The sequence below is a fragment of the Kitasatospora sp. NPDC004289 genome, assembly GCF_053602875.1.
The window spans coordinates 1-16659 of record NZ_JBSGEL010000003.1; the positions used below are offsets into that span (position 1 = coordinate 1).

A 16659-nucleotide genomic window follows, 5' to 3' on the forward strand; every position below is an offset into this window, starting at 1 on the left:
GCTCGGCGCCGTCCTGCTGGACCGTTCCCCACGGGGCGTCAGCCCGACACCGGCGGGCGCGGTCCTCCTGACCGAGGCGCGCGAGGTGCTGGACCGGGCGGAGCTCGCCCGCACCCGGGTCGCCGCGGCGGCCGGCCCCGCCGTGGTCACGGTCGGACTCCTCGGCGACGGCACCGACCCGGGCGCCGTCCGCCTCGCCGACACCTTCCGCGCACGGCACCCGGCCGTCGAGATCCGTATCCGCGAGGCCGACCTCACCGACCCCACCTGCGGCCTGCGCACCGGCCGGGTCGACCTCGCCCTCACCCGCGGCCCCTTCGACACCACCGGCCTGACCGTCCATCAGCTGCGCACCGACCCGGTCGGCGCGGTGCTCCGCAGCGACGACCCCCTCGCCCACCGCGACCACCTCACCCTGGCCGAGCTGGCCGGACGCCGCTGGTTCCGCTTTCCCGAGGGCACCGACGCCCAGTGGGCCGCCTACTGGAGCGGCGGCGAACCCCGGTCCGGCCCGGTGGTCCGGGCCGTGCAGGAGTGCCGCCAGGCCGTGCTCTGGAACGGCACGGTCGGCCTGACCCCGCTCGGCCACGCCCTGCCGCCCGGCCTGACGGCCGTCCCGCTCCCCGAGGTCGAGCCCAGCCCGGTGGTGGCCGCCTGGAACGAGGACGACCCGAACCCGCTGCTCCGCTCCCTGCTCCGGATCGCGGCCACCGCCTACCGGGCGTGACCAAGTTCTGTGGGAACGGCCCGAGTTGTCGGACCCCCGTGGGTACCATGAGCAACCGCCGCTCGGACCGCGAAGAAGGGGATGCGCACGGTGGCCATATTCCTGCTGGGCATGGCCGGGGCCCTGGCTCCGGAGATCGTCAGACTCTACGAGATCCGCAACGACCCCGAGCGCTTCCAGTGGTCGTGGTTCTACCTGGTGGCCTCCGCCGCGTTCGCGGCGCTCGGCGGCCTGCTGGCCGTGGCGATGCCGGCCACCACCTACTGGGGTGCGCTGTACATCGGCGTGTCGACCCCCGTCCTGATCAACTCCATCGTGCGCAAGGGACGCGAGCGCACCCGCCCCCAGCTGCGCTCCTGGCCGCCGGCATCGGCGGCCCCGACGCAGCACTCGGCCGTCGACTCCTACGTGTACGGGCTGTAGGCCCGGTGGATCTCGGCGTCCCGTCCGGGGAACGGCACCGCCCGGGCGCCTTCGAAGTCGGTGACACGGTCGTGGTGTGCCGGCCCGACCAGATCCGGGAGGCGGCGGTGGTGGTCTCCTGCCTTCCTTCGGACCGGCTCACGCCCGTCGTGGCGATGGAGGCACCGCCCATGGGCGAGGACCGGTTCGCCGAGCTGCACGAGCAGCTCGAACGCAGCCGGCGCGGAGGGCGGCGCACCCGCCAGGACCTCCTGGCGGACCTGGAACTCAGCCGGGCGATGGGCGAGTACCTCTCCTGGGCGAAGCACAACGAGATGGTGGGCGAGCTGCTCCGGCAGATGGGCTTCGAACGCGCCGTCCTGCTCGCCGAGTTCAGCCCGGAGGAGCTCCACACGACCCGGCATCCCGTCTTCGTCGCACAGGCGGCCCGCCTGTGGTCCGCGTACACCGGGGAGAGCGAGGAGCGCCCCGACGACGGGATGTTCTCCGCCGTCCCGGTCCGGCTCCAGCTGCGCTGCGAAAGCCCGGAGGAACTCACCGACGCCGCATGGCAGTTGCTGCGCGGGCCGGGCACCACGCCGGAGCGGGTGATCGAGGTTCCGGCCGACGACCCGGCCGGCTCCGTCGTCGCGCTGTTCACCGCGCTGCGCACCGGCGCCGTCCTGCGGATGGTCGACCACCCGGTGGCCCCGCTCGACGAACTGTTCCAGCAGTGCAATCCGGACTCCGACGAGGCGACCCTGGTCGAGAACACCGCCGATGTGAACGCCCTGCTCGGCGCGGTGTACGCCCACCACCGCGGCGCGCGCCTGGTGGTCACCCCGCAGCCCGATCTCACCGACGTCCGGAGTGCGATCGAGGAGCGACAGCGCCGGATCACGGCACGCGGGCGGCGGGGGAGCGAGGATGACGAGCGGTCAGCCCTCGGCCGGAAGCTGGGGAGGTGGCCGGGCTTCGGTGCCCTGAACCCCTACCGGGAGCTGGAGCGGGCAGTGACCGCCCAGGTCCCGCCGGCCGCGGTCAGCGCAGTCGGTCCGCGTCGGCTCACCGCATTCACCACGGGCCTGCCGTACTCCTTCGTCCGGAACGAGAACGCCGACTGGGCCCGCAAACCGATCGGGCACGTCGCGGCGGACCCCCTCCTCATCATCCTCAACGAGCTGTACAGCGAAGGCCTCGACCGCGCCCCGGCCACCTTCAGCCTCGTCTTCGACCCCGGGTTCTTCAAGGCCTCGGAGACGCGCGACGTGATGGAGGCCAGCCGCAGCATCAACCGTCCCATCCAGGTGTCGGGGCCGGATGACCTCATGCTCGACGCCGTGCAGACCCTGCCCACGGACCTGCCGGTCGAGCTGCTGTTCTTCAACACGCACGGCACCGATGACGCGATCGTCCTGGGCGAGGACCTGACCCTGGAGAACTGGCTCATCCCGCAGGCGCTGAAACTCCGTCACCGGCCCGTGGTGTTCAACAACTCCTGCCAGTCCTGGACGGGTGTCGGCCGGGAATTCGTCCGGGTCGGTGCCCGCGGCTACGTCGGCTCGCTGTGGAGCGTCCCGTCGGCGCAGGCCGCCGACTTCGGCCGCGCCGTCCTGCCGCGCATCGCGGCCGCGGGGAAGCGGGTCTGCGAGGCCATCGTCAGCACGGAGCTGACCTCGGGGATCGACCGCTCCTACCTCTACGTGGGAACCGCGAACGGACGGCTGCACCCGCGACGGGCCCGGCCCGTCGACACCGCCGAAGCCGCACTCGCCGCCTGCGCCACCCTCGCACAGGCCGCCCTGCGGCGGAAGCACCCCGCCGTCCGGCTGCTGCTCCGGGAGATCACCGCACTGCGCGAGTCGGTCGAGCGGACCCCGCACGGCGTGACGCCCGATCACCTGGACGTCCTGATGGACGAACTCGCCCTGACGGTTCGGTACACGGCGACCGACGAGCAGGCCGTGCACGGGCTCCTCGGCCGGATCGACAGCCTCCTCGAACGGCTGGACCTTCCGCAGGAGAGCGCCGACCGGCGGTGGGCCACCCGCTTCGAACTGGCGGGGCAGTGGCACGACCGGCGCGACGCCGTCGAGGCCGCGGTGGCCGACTTCCGCCGCTGCATGGAGTTCGGCGGGGAGTCCCGGCCCCGTCCGGATCTCCTGCTCCGGATCGCGAAACTGCGCATGCGGCACGGCCAGTTCGAGGAGGCGCTCCCACCGGCCCGGGAGGCGTACGACCTCTACCTCCGACAGGACGACCAGCACGGCCTGCTGGAGAGCACGGGCCTGCTCGGCCGTCTGAGCGGCCTGCTCGACCGGCACGACGAGGCGGCGCGCCACGTCGAGAGTGGCCGGGTCCGCGCGCAGGAGCTGGGCAGCCGCAAGCGGCAGGTCGACGCCCTGCTCGACGAGGCGCACCTGCACCAGGCGGCCGGCCGCCTCGACCAGGCGATCGCCGCGGCCGGCGCCGCACTGGAGCAGGCCCTCGCCGACCACGACGACCGCCAGGAGCTGACCGCCACGGGCGGGCTCTGCGTCTCGTACCTGGGCAAGGGAGACCTCGACACCGCCTCCGGGTACGCCGCCACCGGACTGGCCCGCGCGTACGCCCTCGAATCCCCGATGGACGCCGCACACTTCCAGTGGCTCACCGCCGAGGTCCTCCGCATGCGCGGCAGCGAGGCCGAGGCCCTCCCCCACTACGGGTTGGCGGCGGGACTGCTCGTCGACCTCAACGCGTGGGTGATGGCCACGCCGGTGCTGCGCGCGATCGCCGACTGCGCCGCCCGGCTGGAGGACTCCGACGCCCTGTGGGCCGTGGCCGGCTGGGGCAGCCGGCTCTGTGCCGGGGCCGAGCAGCGACTGTGGGCGGACGTGCTGCCGTTGGTGGTCGACTCGCTCAAGAAGGCCATCGAGACCGGCACCTTCGACGCCACCCAGAAGGGCCTGCAGGGACTGGGACCGATCCTCCTGTCCGGGGACCGGGATCTCATGCCGGTTCACATGCAGTTCCTGGGAGATGTGTTCACCCTGATCCTGCACTGGCTGGTGAACGACCAGCGGGTGGACCTGGTCGGTTCCGCCCGGCAGCTGGACAGCGAGGTCCGGGGTGGCGACCTCGGGCTGGAGGCACTCGTCTCGGTGCCCTACGTCCTCTTCGCCCGCGACCTCGGCATCCGGCCGGACCGCCGGCGGACCTGAGCGGGAGCCCGGGGGCCCGCCTCCGTCGCCTCAGGCCTCGCCGGGGTGCCAGGTGGGCCACTCCCACGGGCGGTCGGCCCAGTGCACCCGGATCGGGTCGTGCGGGTCGAGCTCGGGGAAGAGCTGGAGCGCCCTCGGCTCGAACTCCTCCGGGGCGAGCGGCTCCCAGCCCGTCCCCCGGAAGTGCACCAGGCGGTAGCGGCTGTCGGTGCGGAACTCGGCCACCTCGACGAGGACGGTGGGGGTCTCGTGTGCGCTCATACCACCCACCATCGTCCGCGCCCACCCGCTCCGCATCCCCGGCCACCGCCGTACGGCGGAGCGCACCGCCCGGCCCGCTCCGTCGTTGAGCACCACGGTTGCCGCCATCTGGCGGACCGTCAGGGGAGGCGCAGCGGTGGAGGTGCAGCGGTGAACGAGCAGTGGCAGGCCCCGTGGCAGTACGAGTGGGAGCGCCAGCCCCCACCCCCGCCCACCCACCCGTGGCAACCCCCGGTCACCCCCTTCCCCGTACCCCCGCCCCCTCCGGCGCACCGGAACCGCCGCCGCGCCGCCTGGGCCGCCGGCGCGGTCGGCGTCGTCGGCCTGCTGGCCCTCCTCCCGGGGGCCTGCTCCTCCGACCAGGCCCCCACCGCCGCCGTCCTCAACTCCCCCGAACCGAGCCCGGTCACCTCCCCCACCCTGATCCCGATGCCACCCCCACCACCGCTCCCCGCCCTCACCCCTCTCCCGTCCCCCTCCCCGAGCCCCTCCTCCACCCGCTCCACCCCACCCCCGAAACCCCGTCAGCCCCGCTCGCCCAAGCCCTCCGCCTCCCCCAAGCCCCCCGCCTCCGCCAAACCGTCCCCCAGCCCACCCCTCCTCGCCGCCCTAGGCATCTGCTCCCAGGCCGAACAGCTCGGCCAGTGGCCCCCCGGCTCGGAACAGGCCCGCATCTGCCGCGCCCTCTACGGCGGCTGACCTCCGTCCTCGACATCTGCGATGATCACCGCATGAGCGAGAACCCGTGGGACGACCTGCCCGGGATCGAGAAGGCGTTCATGATCAATGCCTTCGAGATCGACATCCTCCCGGGAGCCAGGGGCGATTTCGACGAGGCCGACCAAGACCGACCGGTCGGCGAGGTCGCCGCGGTCCTGCTCGCCCTCGTCGACCGCGGATGGGTCGAGGTCCGACGGATCGTGCCGTGGGTCTCGCCCACCGGCCAGATGGGGAACGCGGTGGGCGATCCGGTGCCGCGCGACCACCTGGTGACGGTCCTGCAGGACGAGGCGAGCTGGGAGTACCCGGACGACGGCGACTGGATCGGTGCCCTGACCCTGGTCGAGACCGACGCCGGCCGGAGGATCACCCGCAAGGACCCGTAGAGCCACCGTCGAGGACCGGCACCGGGGCACGGAGCTCCAGCCGGGGGCCGGCCGTGCTGGCCAGGTACCAGTGGCCGCCGACCAACGCCAGGCGGTAGTAGGTGTCCTGGGGGTCGACGTCGACGAAGGCGGTGTCGGTGCCGCACAGCACGTCCACGCCGTGCCGCTCCGCCAGGCGTGACGCGATCCGCAGGTCGGGGTGGGGGCCAAGCCCGCAGTCGTCCCCGGCCAGCACGTCCAGGGAGAGCGGCCACGCGGGGTCCTCGTTGGCCACCAGCCCCACCCAGGCGTCTCCCGAGAGGTCCGGCGGTCCGCCGTCGTCCGGCTCGACCACGATCCGCAGCCCCGGCAGGACCGCCGCCTCGAACACGGCACGCACCTCGGCGGGGGTGAGCTCCTGTGACACGGTGATGCTGAACATGACCGTCACCGAACCACACCGCACCGCTCCGCCGCACCCCGGACGACACCTGGTGGCGCCGGCGCCAGGTCCGCCGCCGTCACGAGGTGTTCATGCCGCGTTGACACCCGAGCGGACCGCAGCGGCTCCGTCAGTCGAAGACGCGCACCCTGCGCCGGTCCGGCGGCAGCAGCAGGACCTCCAGCGCCTCCGCGCAGGCCCGCACCCGCGCCAGGAAGGAGGGCAGCCGGGCATCGGTGAGCACGTCCGGCGTGGACCGCAGCGCCAGGGCGAACCGCGCCCGGCCCGTCGAGTCCAGCACCGGGACGCCCAAGGTCCGGACGCCGTAGGCGGATTCACCGTCGTTCACGGCGTAGCCGACCGACCGGACCAGGTCGAGTTCGGCGGCCAGCGCGGCCCGGTCGACGATGGTGCGGTCGGTCTGCGCGGTCAGCGGCGGGAGTGCGGTGAGGTCGTCCTCGCCCGGGCCCGCCCAGGCCAGCAGGACCTTGCCGAGCGCGGTGGAGTGCAGCGGACGCCGCAGCCCGAGGCCGGTGCTGGGCTGGATGGAGGCGCCGACCAGGATCACCGCGTGGTCGCCGCTCCGGATCGCCAGGTCGGCCGCGGCGCCGGTGGCGGTCGAGAGGGCCGCCAACTCCGGTGTGGCGCGGTGCAGTCCGCGTTGGTGCAGGGAGAGCTGGCCGAGCTCGGCGACGGCCGGGCCGAGCCGGTAGCGGGAGGTGCGGTCGCTCTGCTCCAGGAACCCGGCCGCGACCAGGGTGCGGGCCAGCCGGTGCGCGGTGGAGACGGAGAGCTCCATCTGCCGGGCCAGGTCGGAGGCGCTGAGTTCGCCCGTGTTGTCCCGGAAGCAGTGCAGCAGTCCCAGCGCGCGGGTGACTGCCTGGGCCCCGGCGGGGGCGTCCGTCGTCGTCATGTCCCCAGCATGCGAACGCTGCCACCATCTGGCAACCATTGCCGCAGTGTGAACGCGAGTTGCACCCCCTGACGACTCTGCCAACAGATGGGTTCCCACCATGTGGCAGCCTTGCCCCGGCCGCCCGCTCCGTGCCAACCTCCAGTCACCAGGCCGCCGGGACCGGAAAGGAGCAGCACGATGACCATCGCTCGACCGCTGCGCCCGGCCCTCTCCCGCTGTTGTCGCTGACCCTCCCGCGACCGCTCCGCCCCTCCGCCTTGCCGCGTGGTGAGAACCCCGTGCGCCAACGCGTCACCACACTCTGGGAGTTCCGTCCATGGACCGACTCTGGTTCACCCGCTGCCCGGTGCCGACCGCCACCGGCATCGCCGCCGACCGAGGCCGACTGGCCGAGGAGTTCGCCCCGGACGGCATCACCGTCCGGTCGCTGCAGGAGGCCTCCGCCGCCGAGGCCGCCGACCACCACTTCACCCACGCCCTGGACGGGCTGTTCCGCGAGGGCGGCAACGTGCCCGCCCTGTGGGCCCGTTCGGGCGGCGAGCAGACCAGGCTGATCGGGCTGACCTGGATCGAGGAGCGGCAGTCGGTGCTGGTCCGGGCCGGCCGCGACCTCAGCGGGCCGGCCGCGCTGCGCGGGCTGCGGCTGGCCGTCCCCGTGCACCCCGTCGGGATCGACTTCTGGCGGGCGATGGCGCTGGCCGGCTTCGCCGGTGCGCTGGCCTCGGCCGGACTCACCCTGGCCGACGCCGAGTTGACCGAGGTTCCGGGCTCCCCGGTCGGCCAGTGGGAGGGCGAACTGGCCGCCCTGCGGGAGGGCCGGGTGGACGCCGTCTACGTGAAGGGTGCGCTGGCGGTCGAGGCGGCTGAGCGCTTCGGGGCCGTGGTGGCGATCGACCTGGACGCCCTGCCGGACCGCCGGCACCGGGTCAACAACGGCACCCCGCGCCCGATCACCGTGCACCAACGCCTTCTGGAGCAGCGCCCGGACCTGGTCGCCCGCTTCCTCGCCGTCCTGATCGAGTCCGCCGAGTGGGCCCGTGACCGGCCGGCCGAGCTGGCCCGTATCCTGAGCGCCGAGACCGGCGCGGGGGCCTCCGGAGTGGCCGGCGCCTACCGCCCCGAGATCGGCCACTCACTGCAGATCGACCTGTCCGACGAGCGGTTGGACCTGCTGGCGCAGCAGGAGCGCTTCCTCTCCGCCCAAGGCTTCCTGCCCGCCCCGGTGGACGTCCGGAGCTGGGTCGACCCGGCCCCGCTGGCGCGGGCCCGCGCCCTGCTCGACTCCCGCCGCTCCTCCCTCCCCCGCCCTTCCCTTCCCCACCGCTCTTCCCTCCCCCGCCACGGCAACTGACCCGCTACCAGAATGCGAACCTTCATGAACTCCCGCTGGCTCCCGTCCACCGCGCTCCTCACCGCCGCCCTGCTCGGCCTGGCCGCCTGCAGCTCCACCAGCGGTGGTGCGACCGGCGACAAGGCCGCCCCGATCGAGGTCCGGATCCCCGAGGACGGCAACTCCGGTCTGCTCGCGCTGGCCAAGAAGGACGGCTCGCTGGACGCGGCGCTGGCCAAGGTGAACGCCAAGGTCGTCTGGACCGGCACCGCCGGGGCCTTCGCCCCCGCCGCTCAGCAACTCGACGCCGGTGCGCTGGACTTCGCCCAGGGCTCGATCACCTCCGCCACCGCCGCACTGGCCGCCTCTCCGGGCTTCAAGCTGTTCGCCGCCGTCGCCCCCGACGCGCTCGGCGAGGGCATCCTGGTCAAGAACGACTCCGGCATCAGCACCGTGAAGGACCTGGTCGGCAAGAAGGTCGCGGTCTGGCACGGCGGCACCAGCGAGTACCTGCTGCTGAAGGCGCTGAAGCAGAACGACATCCCGGCCGACCAGGTCGAGCGGGTGTACCTCCAGCCCAACCAGGCCGCCCCGGTCTTCAACTCCGGCCAGGTGCACGCCTGGTCCACCTGGGGCACCTACTCCGTCCCGCAACTCGCCGACCGCAACGCCCGCTTCCTGGTCAACGGCGGCCAGGTCGGCTCGGAGAACTACGCGGTCTGGACGGTGCGCACCAAGTTCGCCGACGCCCACCCCGCCGTGGTCAAGGCGCTGTACGAGTACCTGCACGCGTCCGGCCTCAAGCTGCAGGCCGACCCGGCCGCCTACCTGAACGTGAAGACCAGCTCCGGGCCGGAGGCGGTCAGTGCCGCCCAGCGGGAGATCCAGATCCCGTTCGACAAGGCCCGGGGCGTCGCCGAGCCGATCACCGAGGCCGATCTGAACCGCTTCCACACGGTGGCGCAGTTCTTCGCCGACCAGCAGATCATCAAGGGTTTCTTCGACGTGAAGCCCTACCTGATCGACGTCACCACCCTTCCCGGGAGCGCCGGATGAGCGCCGGTCACCTGGTCACCCCCCGCCCCCGCACCGCCCGCCCACGCCGGCCCGGCACCGCCCTCGCCCTGCGCGCCCTCGGCCCCCTGGTGGTCCTGCTCGCCTGGTACGCCGCCTCGGCCACCGGTCTGCTCACCGACGACCTGCTGGCCTCTCCCGGCGCCGTGCTCCAGGCACTGGGCGAGCTCTGGTCCTCCGGTCAGCTGACCGACGCGCTCACCGTGTCCCTGGGCCGGGCCGGCACCGGTCTGCTGATCGGCGCGAGCACCGGCCTCGCGCTCGGCGTGCTGACCGGCTTCTCCCGGATCGGCGAGGAACTCGTCGACTCCACCGTCCAGTTGCTGCGCACGATCCCGTTCCTCTCGCTGGTCCCGCTGTTCATGGTCTGGTTCGGCATCGGCGAGACCGCCCGGGTGGTGCTGATCGCGGTCGCCACCAGCTTCCCGATGTACGTCTCCGCCTCGGGCGGGGTGCGCAACACCGACCGCAAGCTGATCGAGGCGATGCGCAGCTTCGGGATGGGCCGGGCCGCCCTGGTCCGCGAGGTGGTGCTGCCGGGCGCGCTGCCCGCGCTGCTCTCCGGCCTGCGGCTCTCCATGACGCTCAGCGTGATCGCGCTGATCGCCGCCGAGGAGATCAACTCCACTGCCGGGATCGGCTACTTGATGTCCACCGCACAGGAGTACTCGCGCACCGACATCCTGACCGTCTGCATCCTGGTCTACGCCCTGATCGGGCTGATCGCGGACGGGCTCGTCCGCCTGCTGGAGCGCCTGCTCATGCCGTGGCGCACCCAAGGAGCACAGCGATGACCACGACCGTTCCCGACGGCACCGCCGTCCACCTGCGCGGCCTGCGCCGGACCTTCGGCGACCGGAGCGTGCTGGACGGCCTGGACCTGGACCTGGCCCGCGGCGAGTTCCTGGCGCTGCTCGGCGCCAGCGGCACCGGCAAGACCACGCTGCTGCGGATCCTCGGCGCGCTGGACCGCCACGACGCCGGCACGGTGCTGGTGCCCGAGGCCCGCACCATCGTCTTCCAGGAGCCCCGGCTGGTGCCCTCCAAGAAGGTGCTGGCCAACGTCCTGGTCGGCCTGCCCCGCGGCGCGGCCGGCCGGGAGACCGCCCTGCGCGCGCTGACCGAGGTCGGGCTGGAGCGTCACGCCGAGGCCTGGCCCGCAACGCTCTCCGGCGGCGAGGCCCAGCGGGTCGCGCTGGCCCGGGCCCTGGTTCGGGAGCCCGAACTGCTGCTGCTCGACGAACCGTTCGCCGCCCTGGACGCGCTGACCCGGCTGCGGATGCAGGACCTGGTCGGCGAACTCTGCCGGGCCCACCGCCCGGCCGTGCTGCTGGTCACCCACGACGTCGAGGAGGCCGTCCGGCTGGCCGACCGGGTGGCCGTGCTGCGCGACGGCAGGCTCGTCACCGACGAGCGGATCCCGTTCGACCACCCGCGCGACCCCGCCGACCCGGCCTTCGCCGACCTCCGCCGCCGCCTGCTCGCCGACCTCGGCGTGCACACTCCCGTCGTCACCCCGTCTGCCTCTGGAGCGCACTGAATGACCGTCAACATCGGCGTGCACAACGCGAACCCGTCCCTCTACCACCTGTCCCGCCTCGGCCTGCTGGAGGCCGCCCTCGCCCCGCTCGGCGAGACGGTGGCCTGGCACCAGGTCGGCGGCCTCGACACCGCCGCCGCACTGGCCGACGGCACCATCGACTTCGGTGGCACCGGCTCCACCCCGCCGCTCTCCGCCCAGGCCGCCGGGCACGACCTGGTGTACGCCGCCGTCTCCGCACCCCGGCCCGGCCACGGCGCACTGCTGGTCGCGGCCGACAGTCCGGTCCGCACCGTCACCGAACTCGGCGGGCGGACCGTGGCGTTGGCCATCGGCTCCTGGCAGACCCACTTCACCGCCAAGGCCCTGGCCGCCGCAGGGCTGGGCTACGGTACCGACATCACCGCGCGGCGGTCCGACGCGGGCTCGTACGAGGACCTGCTGGCCGGCCGGATCGACGCCTGGGTGGCCCAGGGCGCGGAGCTGGCCGCCGCCCGGCGGGCCGGTACGGTCCGCACCCTCGCCGAGGCCGGGGACGTGATCACCGACCGGTCCGTCTTCTTCACCCGCCGGGACTTCGCGGCCGCCCGCCCGGAGCTGGTCTCGGCCATCGTGGCCGCCCTCGCCGAAGCCGACGCCTGGGCCGCGGGCCACCTGGACGAGGCTGCCGCGATCGCCGCCGCCGACCAGGGCGGCAGTGCGGCCGACTGGCGCGAGGCGCTCGCCGTCCTGCCCTGGACCCTGGAGCCGGTCTCCGCCGCCTTCCTGGCCGAGCAGCAGGAGGCCGCCGACCTCCTGACCGCCGCCGGCTTCCTGCCCACCCCGATCACCGTCGCCGACGCCGTCCTCGGAGCCCGCTGATGCCCGCCCCCGAAATCCTCTGGTACGTCATCCCGCGCGAAGGCGCCTTCCCCTGGGAACCCGAGGGCCGCCGCTCCGTCGACCTGGCCTACCTCCAGCAGCTCGGCGTCGCCGCCGACCGCCTGGGCTACGACGGCGCGCTGTTCGCCACCGACCTCTACGACGTCTGGCCGCTGGCCAGTGCGCTGGCCGCCGTCACCCGCCCGGGCTTCAAGCCGCTGCTGGCCGTGCACCCCGGGCTGATCTCGCCGACCCTGCTGGCCAAGATGGCACTGAGCTTCAGTCAGCTGTTCGGCCCCGACCGGCTCCGCTTCAACGTGGTGAACGGCTCCACCGAGCAGCTCCGCCAGTCCGGACTGCACCTGGAGCACGACGAGCGCTACCTGCTGAGCGCCGAGTACTGGTCGATCGTGAAGCGCCTGACGGCCGGTGAGGTCTTCGACCACAAGGGCAGGTTCTACGACCTGCCGGGCGCGGGCAGCTCCCTGCGCGAACTCGCCCCCGTCCAGGGCGGCCGGCCCACCCCGCTCTGGTTCGGCGGCTCCTCGGCGGCCGGCATCGAGATGGCCGCCGAGCACGTCGACGTCTACCTCACCTGGGGCGAACCCCTGGAGCAGCTGCGGCAGAAGCTCGACGCGGTCCGCGCGCGGGCCGCCGCCCACGGCCGCACCCTGCGGCTCGGCCTGCGGCTGCACCTGATCGTCCGGGACACCGAGGAACAGGCCTGGGCCGCGGCCGACCACCTGCTCGACGTCACCAGCCAGGCCACCTACACCCGGATGCTCGGCAACGGCGCCGAGGACGGCGTCGGCTGGCAGCGCCAGTTCCGCCAGCACGGCGGACGGGTCCCGCGCCACGCCCGCGAGTTGGAGACCCACCCCAACCTCTGGCCCGGCATGAGCCTGTTCCGCCCCGGCCCGGGCACCGCCGTCGTGGGCAGCACCCGGCAGGTGATCGAGCGCCTCCAGGAGTACCGGTCCCTCGGCGTCGACACCTTCATCCTGTCCGGCAACCCGCTGCTGGAGGAGGCGTACCGGGTCGCGGAGACCGTGCTGCCCGCCCTGCGAGAATGAGGATCGGGCACGACCCACCGTCTGCCCGTCCGCCCGCCCGAGCAGGAGGCTCCATGCCCGCGTCGACCGCCACCGCCACCGTGTTCCGCGACGTCCGCCCGTTCGGCGAGGGCGGGCCCGTCGACCTGGTGGCCGTCGACGGGGTGTTCGCGGCAGCGGTGCCGGCCGGCGCGGCGGTGGAGTACGTCGAGGGCGGCGGGCGGATCGCGCTGCCGGGGCTGGTGGACGCGCACATCCACCCGGACAAGACCGCCTGGGGCGAGCCCTGGTACAGCCGCCGGCCGGCCGCCGGGCTGCCCGAGTACGTGAAGGGGGACGTGGAGCTGCACGACTGGCAGCGCACCTCCCTCGCCGACCGCGCCACCCGCCTGCTGGCCAACGCGGTGGCCCGCGGCACCCGCGCCGTCCGCGCCCACGTGGACGTGGCCCCGGCCTACGGGCTGGAGGCGGTGACCGGTCTGGCCGAGGCGCGCGAGCGGCTGCGCGCCGCCCTCGACGTGCAGATCGTGGCCTTCCCGCAGCACGGGGTGCGCCGCGAACCCGGTGCGGGGGCGCTGCTGGCGGAGGCGGCGGCGAGCGGGCTGGTCGACGCGATCGGCGGCCTCGACCCGGCGGGGTTCGACGGGGTCGACGGCGGCGAGGGCCCCGCCCAGCTGGACCAGGTCTTCGCGCTCGCCGAGCGCCACGGCCTCCCCGTCGACGTCCACCTGCACGACCGCGGCGAGCGCGGCCTGGCGCCGCTGCGCGAGATCGCCGCCCGCACCGTGGCGGCGGGGCTGCAGGGCCGGGTGGTGGTCAGCCACGCGTTCTGCGTGCCGGAGCTGACGGGCCGTGCGCTGGAGGAGCTGGCCGGGCTGCTGAGCGGCGCGGGCGTCGGGCTGACCACGGTGGCGCCCTCCGCCCACCAGGTGCTTCCGTTCCGCCGGCTGCAGGCCGCGGGCGTCCGGGTGGGTCTCGGCTCGGACGGCGTGCGGGACTCCTGGAGCCCGTTCGGCAACGCCGACATGCTGCACCGCGCCCACCTGCTCGGCTGGACCACCGACGCCCGCACCGACCGGGACCTGACCGAGTGCTTCGATCTCGCGGCCACCGGCGGCGCCGAGCTGCTCGGCCTCCCGGCCGCCACCCTCGCCCCCGGCTCCCCGGCCGACTTCTTCCTGGTCGAGGGCGAGTGCCTGCCCCAGGTGGTGGTGGACCTGCCCGCCCGTGACCTGGTGGTCAAGGGCGGGCAGGTCGTCGCCCGCGAGGGGCGGTTCACCGGCTGAGCGGGGCTACGGCAGCGGGAGGCTGACCACCTGCGGGTCGTGGTCGCTCAGCTGGCTGCCGAACTCGCTGTTCAGGTGGACGATGTCGTACGCGTACGGGGTGGCCGCCAGCGCGCCGGAGACCAGGATGTGGTCCAGCACCTGGGAGTTGCCCTCGTACACGTAGGTGTAGCGCTCGGGCGCCGGCAGGGTGCGCGGCAGGTCGGCCAGCGCGCCGCCCGCCGTCAGGATGTCGGCGGTCTGCGAGAACTCGAAGTCGTTCAGGTCGCCGAGCACCACCACCGAGGCGGCCGGGTCGACCGCCAGCAGCTGGTCGGTGAAGGCCTTCACCACGCCAGCCTGGGCGGTGCGCTGGGTCTCCGAGGAGCGGCTCGGCGGCTGGTAGCGGCCGAACAGGGGCTGGTCACCGCCCTTGGAGTTGAAGTGGTTGGCGATCACGAAGACCGGCCTGCCGTGCCAGCTGAACTCCCCGGCCAGCGGCTTGCGGCTGGACGCGAAGGCGGAGTTGCCGGGATCGATCCGGCCCGGGGAGTAACTCAGCGCGGGCGTACCGGAGTTGTTGACCACCGCGGTGGCGGTGGTGGCTCCGGCGCCGGGACGGTCGGTGAAGCTCAGACCGCGGTCGGTGCGGTAGAGGAACACCTGGCGGATGTTGCCGCCGGGCTCGCCGCCGTCCTGGTCGTTCTGCGGGTTGATCTGGCGGTAGGAGTAACTCGGTCCGCCCGCCGCCGAGATGGCGGCGGTGAGCTTGGTGATGGTCTGGTCGGCGGCGGTCACGCCGTTGTCGGTGGCGCCGTTGTTGTCCTGGATCTCCTCCAGGGCCAGCAGATCGGGGGCGCGCAGGTTGCCTATCACGGCGCCGGCCAGGCCGTCGAACGTGCTCTGCGGGTCGCTCGGGTCGAGGTTCTCCACGTTGAAGGTGGCCACGTTGAGGGTGCCGGCCGCCGGGGCGGGGGTGGTCTCCCTGACCAGGCCACCGGGGCTCACCACCGGCGTGGCGGTGACCAGCAGCTTGAAGTTGCCGAAGGAGTAGTCGAGCACCCCGACGGTGGCCCCGGCCAGCGTGTCGCCGGTGTCGGCGGCCGGGGTGGGCGCCAACGCGTCGTCCAGCAGCACGCGTTCGGGATTGAAGTCGCCCGCCTGGATCACGATCCCGCCACGCGCCGTCCGGGTGGCGCTGCCCGCCGGGACGACGGGTATCTCGCCGACGGAGCTGCGCGGGCCGACCACGGCGGCGTCGTTCAGCTGGAGCCGCATGCCCTCCAGGGACTCCCAGAAGTCGATGCCGTCGGTCGTGGGCTGGAACGAACCGCCGGTCTCCACATCGCCGTTGGCGTCGTCGTCGATCACCGCGGCGGGCGGCACCCGGCCACCCGTGCCGACCACCACCGGAGCGGGCAGCGCTGCGCCGTGGGCGACCAGGGCGACGGTGGGCGAGGTGAGCTCCGTCGTGGTCAGGTTGTTGGTGCCACCGGTGCCGCCGGGCCGGTACTCGGCGACGGTGCCGCCGACCGTGACCGAGTCGGCGACGGCCACGGTGGGCGCCGAGGCGGTGTAGACGAACACCGCCTCACTGGTCGCCGGATCGGCGTCCGGGTTCGGGTCCTGGAACCAGAAGCCGGTCGCGGACACCGCCGTGACGACCCCCGGCAGACCGCTGACGGACTGGCCGGTCTTCGGCGAGCGGTGCGCGGCGCCCTGCACGTCGCGGATCCGGGCCGAGCCGCCTCCGCCGCCGTTGTAGGAGGAGTTCCGCGGGTTGGGCGAAGTCACGGCGAAGTCAGCCGAGTTGGCGTCGGTGTCGGTGGCGCCGCCACCGGACCGCACGGCGGCGGTGGTGTTGGAGAGGGTGCCGGTCGGCGACCCCTCCGCCGAGCTGGCGCCGCTGCCGTAGCCGACGAAGTCCCGTACGCCCGGCTTGGTGGCACAGCCGGTGGAGCAGGTCAGCGCGGTGGCGTTGGTGACCAGGGCGACCTTGCCGGTGGTCGCGCTCATCGCGATGGTGCCGGTGCTGTCGGGGGTGGGCAGCGCGGCGCCCGCACCGCTGCCGGCGGCCTCGCGGACCAGGTGGTAGCGGCCGGGTGCGATGGTGCCGGAGAGGGCCGTGGTGGACCAGGACGATCCGGTGGACGAGGCGTACTGGACGGTCCAGCCGGCCAGCGAGACGGTAGCGGACCCCCGGTTGTAGAGCTCGATGAAGTCATGGGTGTACGGGGCGCCGGCGTTGCCGCCACCGCCGTACACCTGGCTGATCACGACGTCCGGGGAGACCGCTTGGGCGGTCTGGCCGGGCAGGGCGAGCAGGGCGCCCAGCACGGTGGCGGCACTGGCCGCCGCCACCGTGCGTGGCCGCCGGAGCGACCGGATACGACGCGACATCGGGTGTCCTCCTGAGGAGCCGACGAGGGACGGGGACGGTACGGTCAGCACTCCTCCCCCGTCTTCCCCCGCTGACACCGACGCCCAGGCGTACGCCGGAC

16 protein-coding genes are annotated in these 16659 nt (G+C 73.7%); 12 read left to right on the forward strand and 4 right to left on the reverse strand.

All coding sequences use genetic code 11. From position 1 onward, the window contains the following. The 3 genes from ACWEPF_RS02580 to ACWEPF_RS02590 all read left to right on the forward strand — a co-directional run. Positions 1 to 727 (forward strand): LysR substrate-binding domain-containing protein (locus tag ACWEPF_RS02580; RefSeq protein ID WP_452171081.1); only part of this gene is annotated, 727 nt, incomplete at its 5' end. A 90-nt stretch (positions 728 to 817) separates the two neighbouring features. Beyond that, positions 818 to 1150 carry a hypothetical protein gene (locus ACWEPF_RS02585; RefSeq protein ID WP_452171082.1) on the forward strand — a complete coding sequence of 111 codons (333 nt, stop codon included), beginning with the start codon at positions 818 to 820 and terminating at the stop codon, positions 1148 to 1150. Positions 1151 to 1320: 170 nt separating this feature from the next. Further along, complete coding sequence (locus ACWEPF_RS02590) at positions 1321 to 4332, forward strand: hypothetical protein (RefSeq protein WP_452171083.1); 3012 nt, start codon at positions 1321 to 1323, stop codon at positions 4330 to 4332. A gap of 30 nt (positions 4333 to 4362) precedes the next feature. On the opposite strand, the gene ACWEPF_RS02595 is transcribed toward ACWEPF_RS02590, so the two are convergent. Then, on the reverse strand, positions 4363 to 4593 hold the full coding sequence (locus ACWEPF_RS02595; RefSeq protein WP_452171084.1) for a hypothetical protein: 231 nt from the start codon (positions 4591 to 4593) through the stop codon (positions 4363 to 4365). A gap of 150 nt (positions 4594 to 4743) precedes the next feature. Here ACWEPF_RS02595 and ACWEPF_RS02600 point away from each other — a divergent pair, with 150 nt between their 5' ends. Continuing rightward, positions 4744 to 5292: a hypothetical protein gene (locus ACWEPF_RS02600; protein ID WP_452171085.1), complete on the forward strand. Its 549-nt coding sequence runs from the start codon at positions 4744 to 4746 to the stop codon at positions 5290 to 5292. Positions 5293 to 5324: 32 nt separating this feature from the next. Continuing rightward, positions 5325 to 5699, forward strand: a complete 375-nt coding sequence (locus ACWEPF_RS02605) for a hypothetical protein (RefSeq protein ID WP_452171086.1) — start codon at positions 5325 to 5327, stop codon at positions 5697 to 5699. Here ACWEPF_RS02605 and ACWEPF_RS02610 read toward each other — a convergent pair. Then, positions 5680 to 6120, reverse strand: a complete 441-nt coding sequence (locus tag ACWEPF_RS02610; protein WP_452171087.1) for a hypothetical protein — start codon at positions 6118 to 6120, stop codon at positions 5680 to 5682. The two genes, ACWEPF_RS02605 and ACWEPF_RS02610, sit on opposite strands and share 20 nt — an antisense overlap. A gap of 130 nt (positions 6121 to 6250) precedes the next feature. Then, positions 6251 to 7033, reverse strand: a complete 783-nt coding sequence (locus ACWEPF_RS02615; RefSeq protein ID WP_345279958.1) for an IclR family transcriptional regulator — start codon at positions 7031 to 7033, stop codon at positions 6251 to 6253. A 319-nt stretch (positions 7034 to 7352) separates the two neighbouring features. On the opposite strand from ACWEPF_RS02615, the gene ACWEPF_RS02620 reads away from it, so the two are divergent. Genes ACWEPF_RS02620 through ACWEPF_RS02650 form a run of 7 tightly spaced genes read left to right on the forward strand, consistent with a single transcriptional unit; the run spans position 7353 to position 14179 of the window. Beyond that, the gene (locus ACWEPF_RS02620) at positions 7353 to 8387 is read left to right on the forward strand and encodes an ABC transporter substrate-binding protein (protein WP_452171088.1); all 1035 of its coding nucleotides are present in this window, start codon (positions 7353 to 7355) and stop codon (positions 8385 to 8387) included. Positions 8388 to 8399: 12 nt separating this feature from the next. Continuing rightward, a complete protein-coding gene (locus tag ACWEPF_RS02625) occupies positions 8400 to 9422 on the forward strand; it encodes an NrtA/SsuA/CpmA family ABC transporter substrate-binding protein (RefSeq protein WP_452171089.1) in 1023 nt (340 codons plus the stop codon). Continuing rightward, positions 9419 to 10234: an ABC transporter permease gene (locus tag ACWEPF_RS02630; protein WP_452171090.1), complete on the forward strand. Its 816-nt coding sequence runs from the start codon at positions 9419 to 9421 to the stop codon at positions 10232 to 10234. The genes ACWEPF_RS02625 and ACWEPF_RS02630 overlap by 4 nt, the downstream gene beginning before the upstream one ends. Then, on the forward strand, positions 10231 to 10980 hold the full coding sequence (locus ACWEPF_RS02635; RefSeq protein ID WP_452171091.1) for an ABC transporter ATP-binding protein: 750 nt from the start codon (positions 10231 to 10233) through the stop codon (positions 10978 to 10980). Before ACWEPF_RS02630 ends, ACWEPF_RS02635 begins: the two co-directional genes overlap by 4 nt. Further along, complete coding sequence (locus ACWEPF_RS02640) at positions 10981 to 11841, forward strand: ABC transporter substrate-binding protein (protein WP_452171092.1); 861 nt, start codon at positions 10981 to 10983, stop codon at positions 11839 to 11841. Further along, positions 11841 to 12914 (forward strand): LLM class flavin-dependent oxidoreductase, encoded by a 1074-nt coding sequence (locus ACWEPF_RS02645; protein ID WP_452171093.1) that lies wholly within the window; start codon positions 11841 to 11843, stop codon positions 12912 to 12914. Before ACWEPF_RS02640 ends, ACWEPF_RS02645 begins: the two co-directional genes overlap by 1 nt. Then, the gene (locus ACWEPF_RS02650) at positions 12911 to 14179 is read left to right on the forward strand and encodes an amidohydrolase (RefSeq protein WP_452171094.1); all 1269 of its coding nucleotides are present in this window, start codon (positions 12911 to 12913) and stop codon (positions 14177 to 14179) included. The genes ACWEPF_RS02645 and ACWEPF_RS02650 overlap by 4 nt, the downstream gene beginning before the upstream one ends. Positions 14180 to 14185: 6 nt before the next feature. On the opposite strand, the gene ACWEPF_RS02655 is transcribed toward ACWEPF_RS02650, so the two are convergent. Beyond that, positions 14186 to 16558 (reverse strand): lamin tail domain-containing protein, encoded by a 2373-nt coding sequence (locus ACWEPF_RS02655; protein ID WP_452171095.1) that lies wholly within the window; start codon positions 16556 to 16558, stop codon positions 14186 to 14188. Between the last annotated feature and the right edge of the window lie 101 nt (positions 16559 to 16659).

Coding starts and splice junctions, on each gene's coding strand:
- ACWEPF_RS02655 (WP_452171095.1), bottom strand. CDS start 16,558: ATGTCGCGTCGTATCCGGTCGCTCCGGCGGCCACGCACGGTGGCGGCG.
- ACWEPF_RS02625 (WP_452171089.1), top strand. CDS start 8,400: ATGCGAACCTTCATGAACTCCCGCTGGCTCCCGTCCACCGCGCTCCTC.
- ACWEPF_RS02650 (WP_452171094.1), top strand. CDS start 12,911: ATGAGGATCGGGCACGACCCACCGTCTGCCCGTCCGCCCGCCCGAGCA.
- ACWEPF_RS02640 (WP_452171092.1), top strand. CDS start 10,981: ATGACCGTCAACATCGGCGTGCACAACGCGAACCCGTCCCTCTACCAC.
- ACWEPF_RS02605 (WP_452171086.1), top strand. CDS start 5,325: ATGAGCGAGAACCCGTGGGACGACCTGCCCGGGATCGAGAAGGCGTTC.
- ACWEPF_RS02590 (WP_452171083.1), top strand. CDS start 1,321: ATGGGCGAGGACCGGTTCGCCGAGCTGCACGAGCAGCTCGAACGCAGC.
- ACWEPF_RS02595 (WP_452171084.1), bottom strand. CDS start 4,593: ATGAGCGCACACGAGACCCCCACCGTCCTCGTCGAGGTGGCCGAGTTC.
- ACWEPF_RS02645 (WP_452171093.1), top strand. CDS start 11,841: ATGCCCGCCCCCGAAATCCTCTGGTACGTCATCCCGCGCGAAGGCGCC.
- ACWEPF_RS02620 (WP_452171088.1), top strand. CDS start 7,353: ATGGACCGACTCTGGTTCACCCGCTGCCCGGTGCCGACCGCCACCGGC.
- ACWEPF_RS02610 (WP_452171087.1), bottom strand. CDS start 6,120: ATGTTCAGCATCACCGTGTCACAGGAGCTCACCCCCGCCGAGGTGCGT.
- ACWEPF_RS02615 (WP_345279958.1), bottom strand. CDS start 7,033: ATGACGACGACGGACGCCCCCGCCGGGGCCCAGGCAGTCACCCGCGCG.
- ACWEPF_RS02635 (WP_452171091.1), top strand. CDS start 10,231: ATGACCACGACCGTTCCCGACGGCACCGCCGTCCACCTGCGCGGCCTG.
- ACWEPF_RS02630 (WP_452171090.1), top strand. CDS start 9,419: ATGAGCGCCGGTCACCTGGTCACCCCCCGCCCCCGCACCGCCCGCCCA.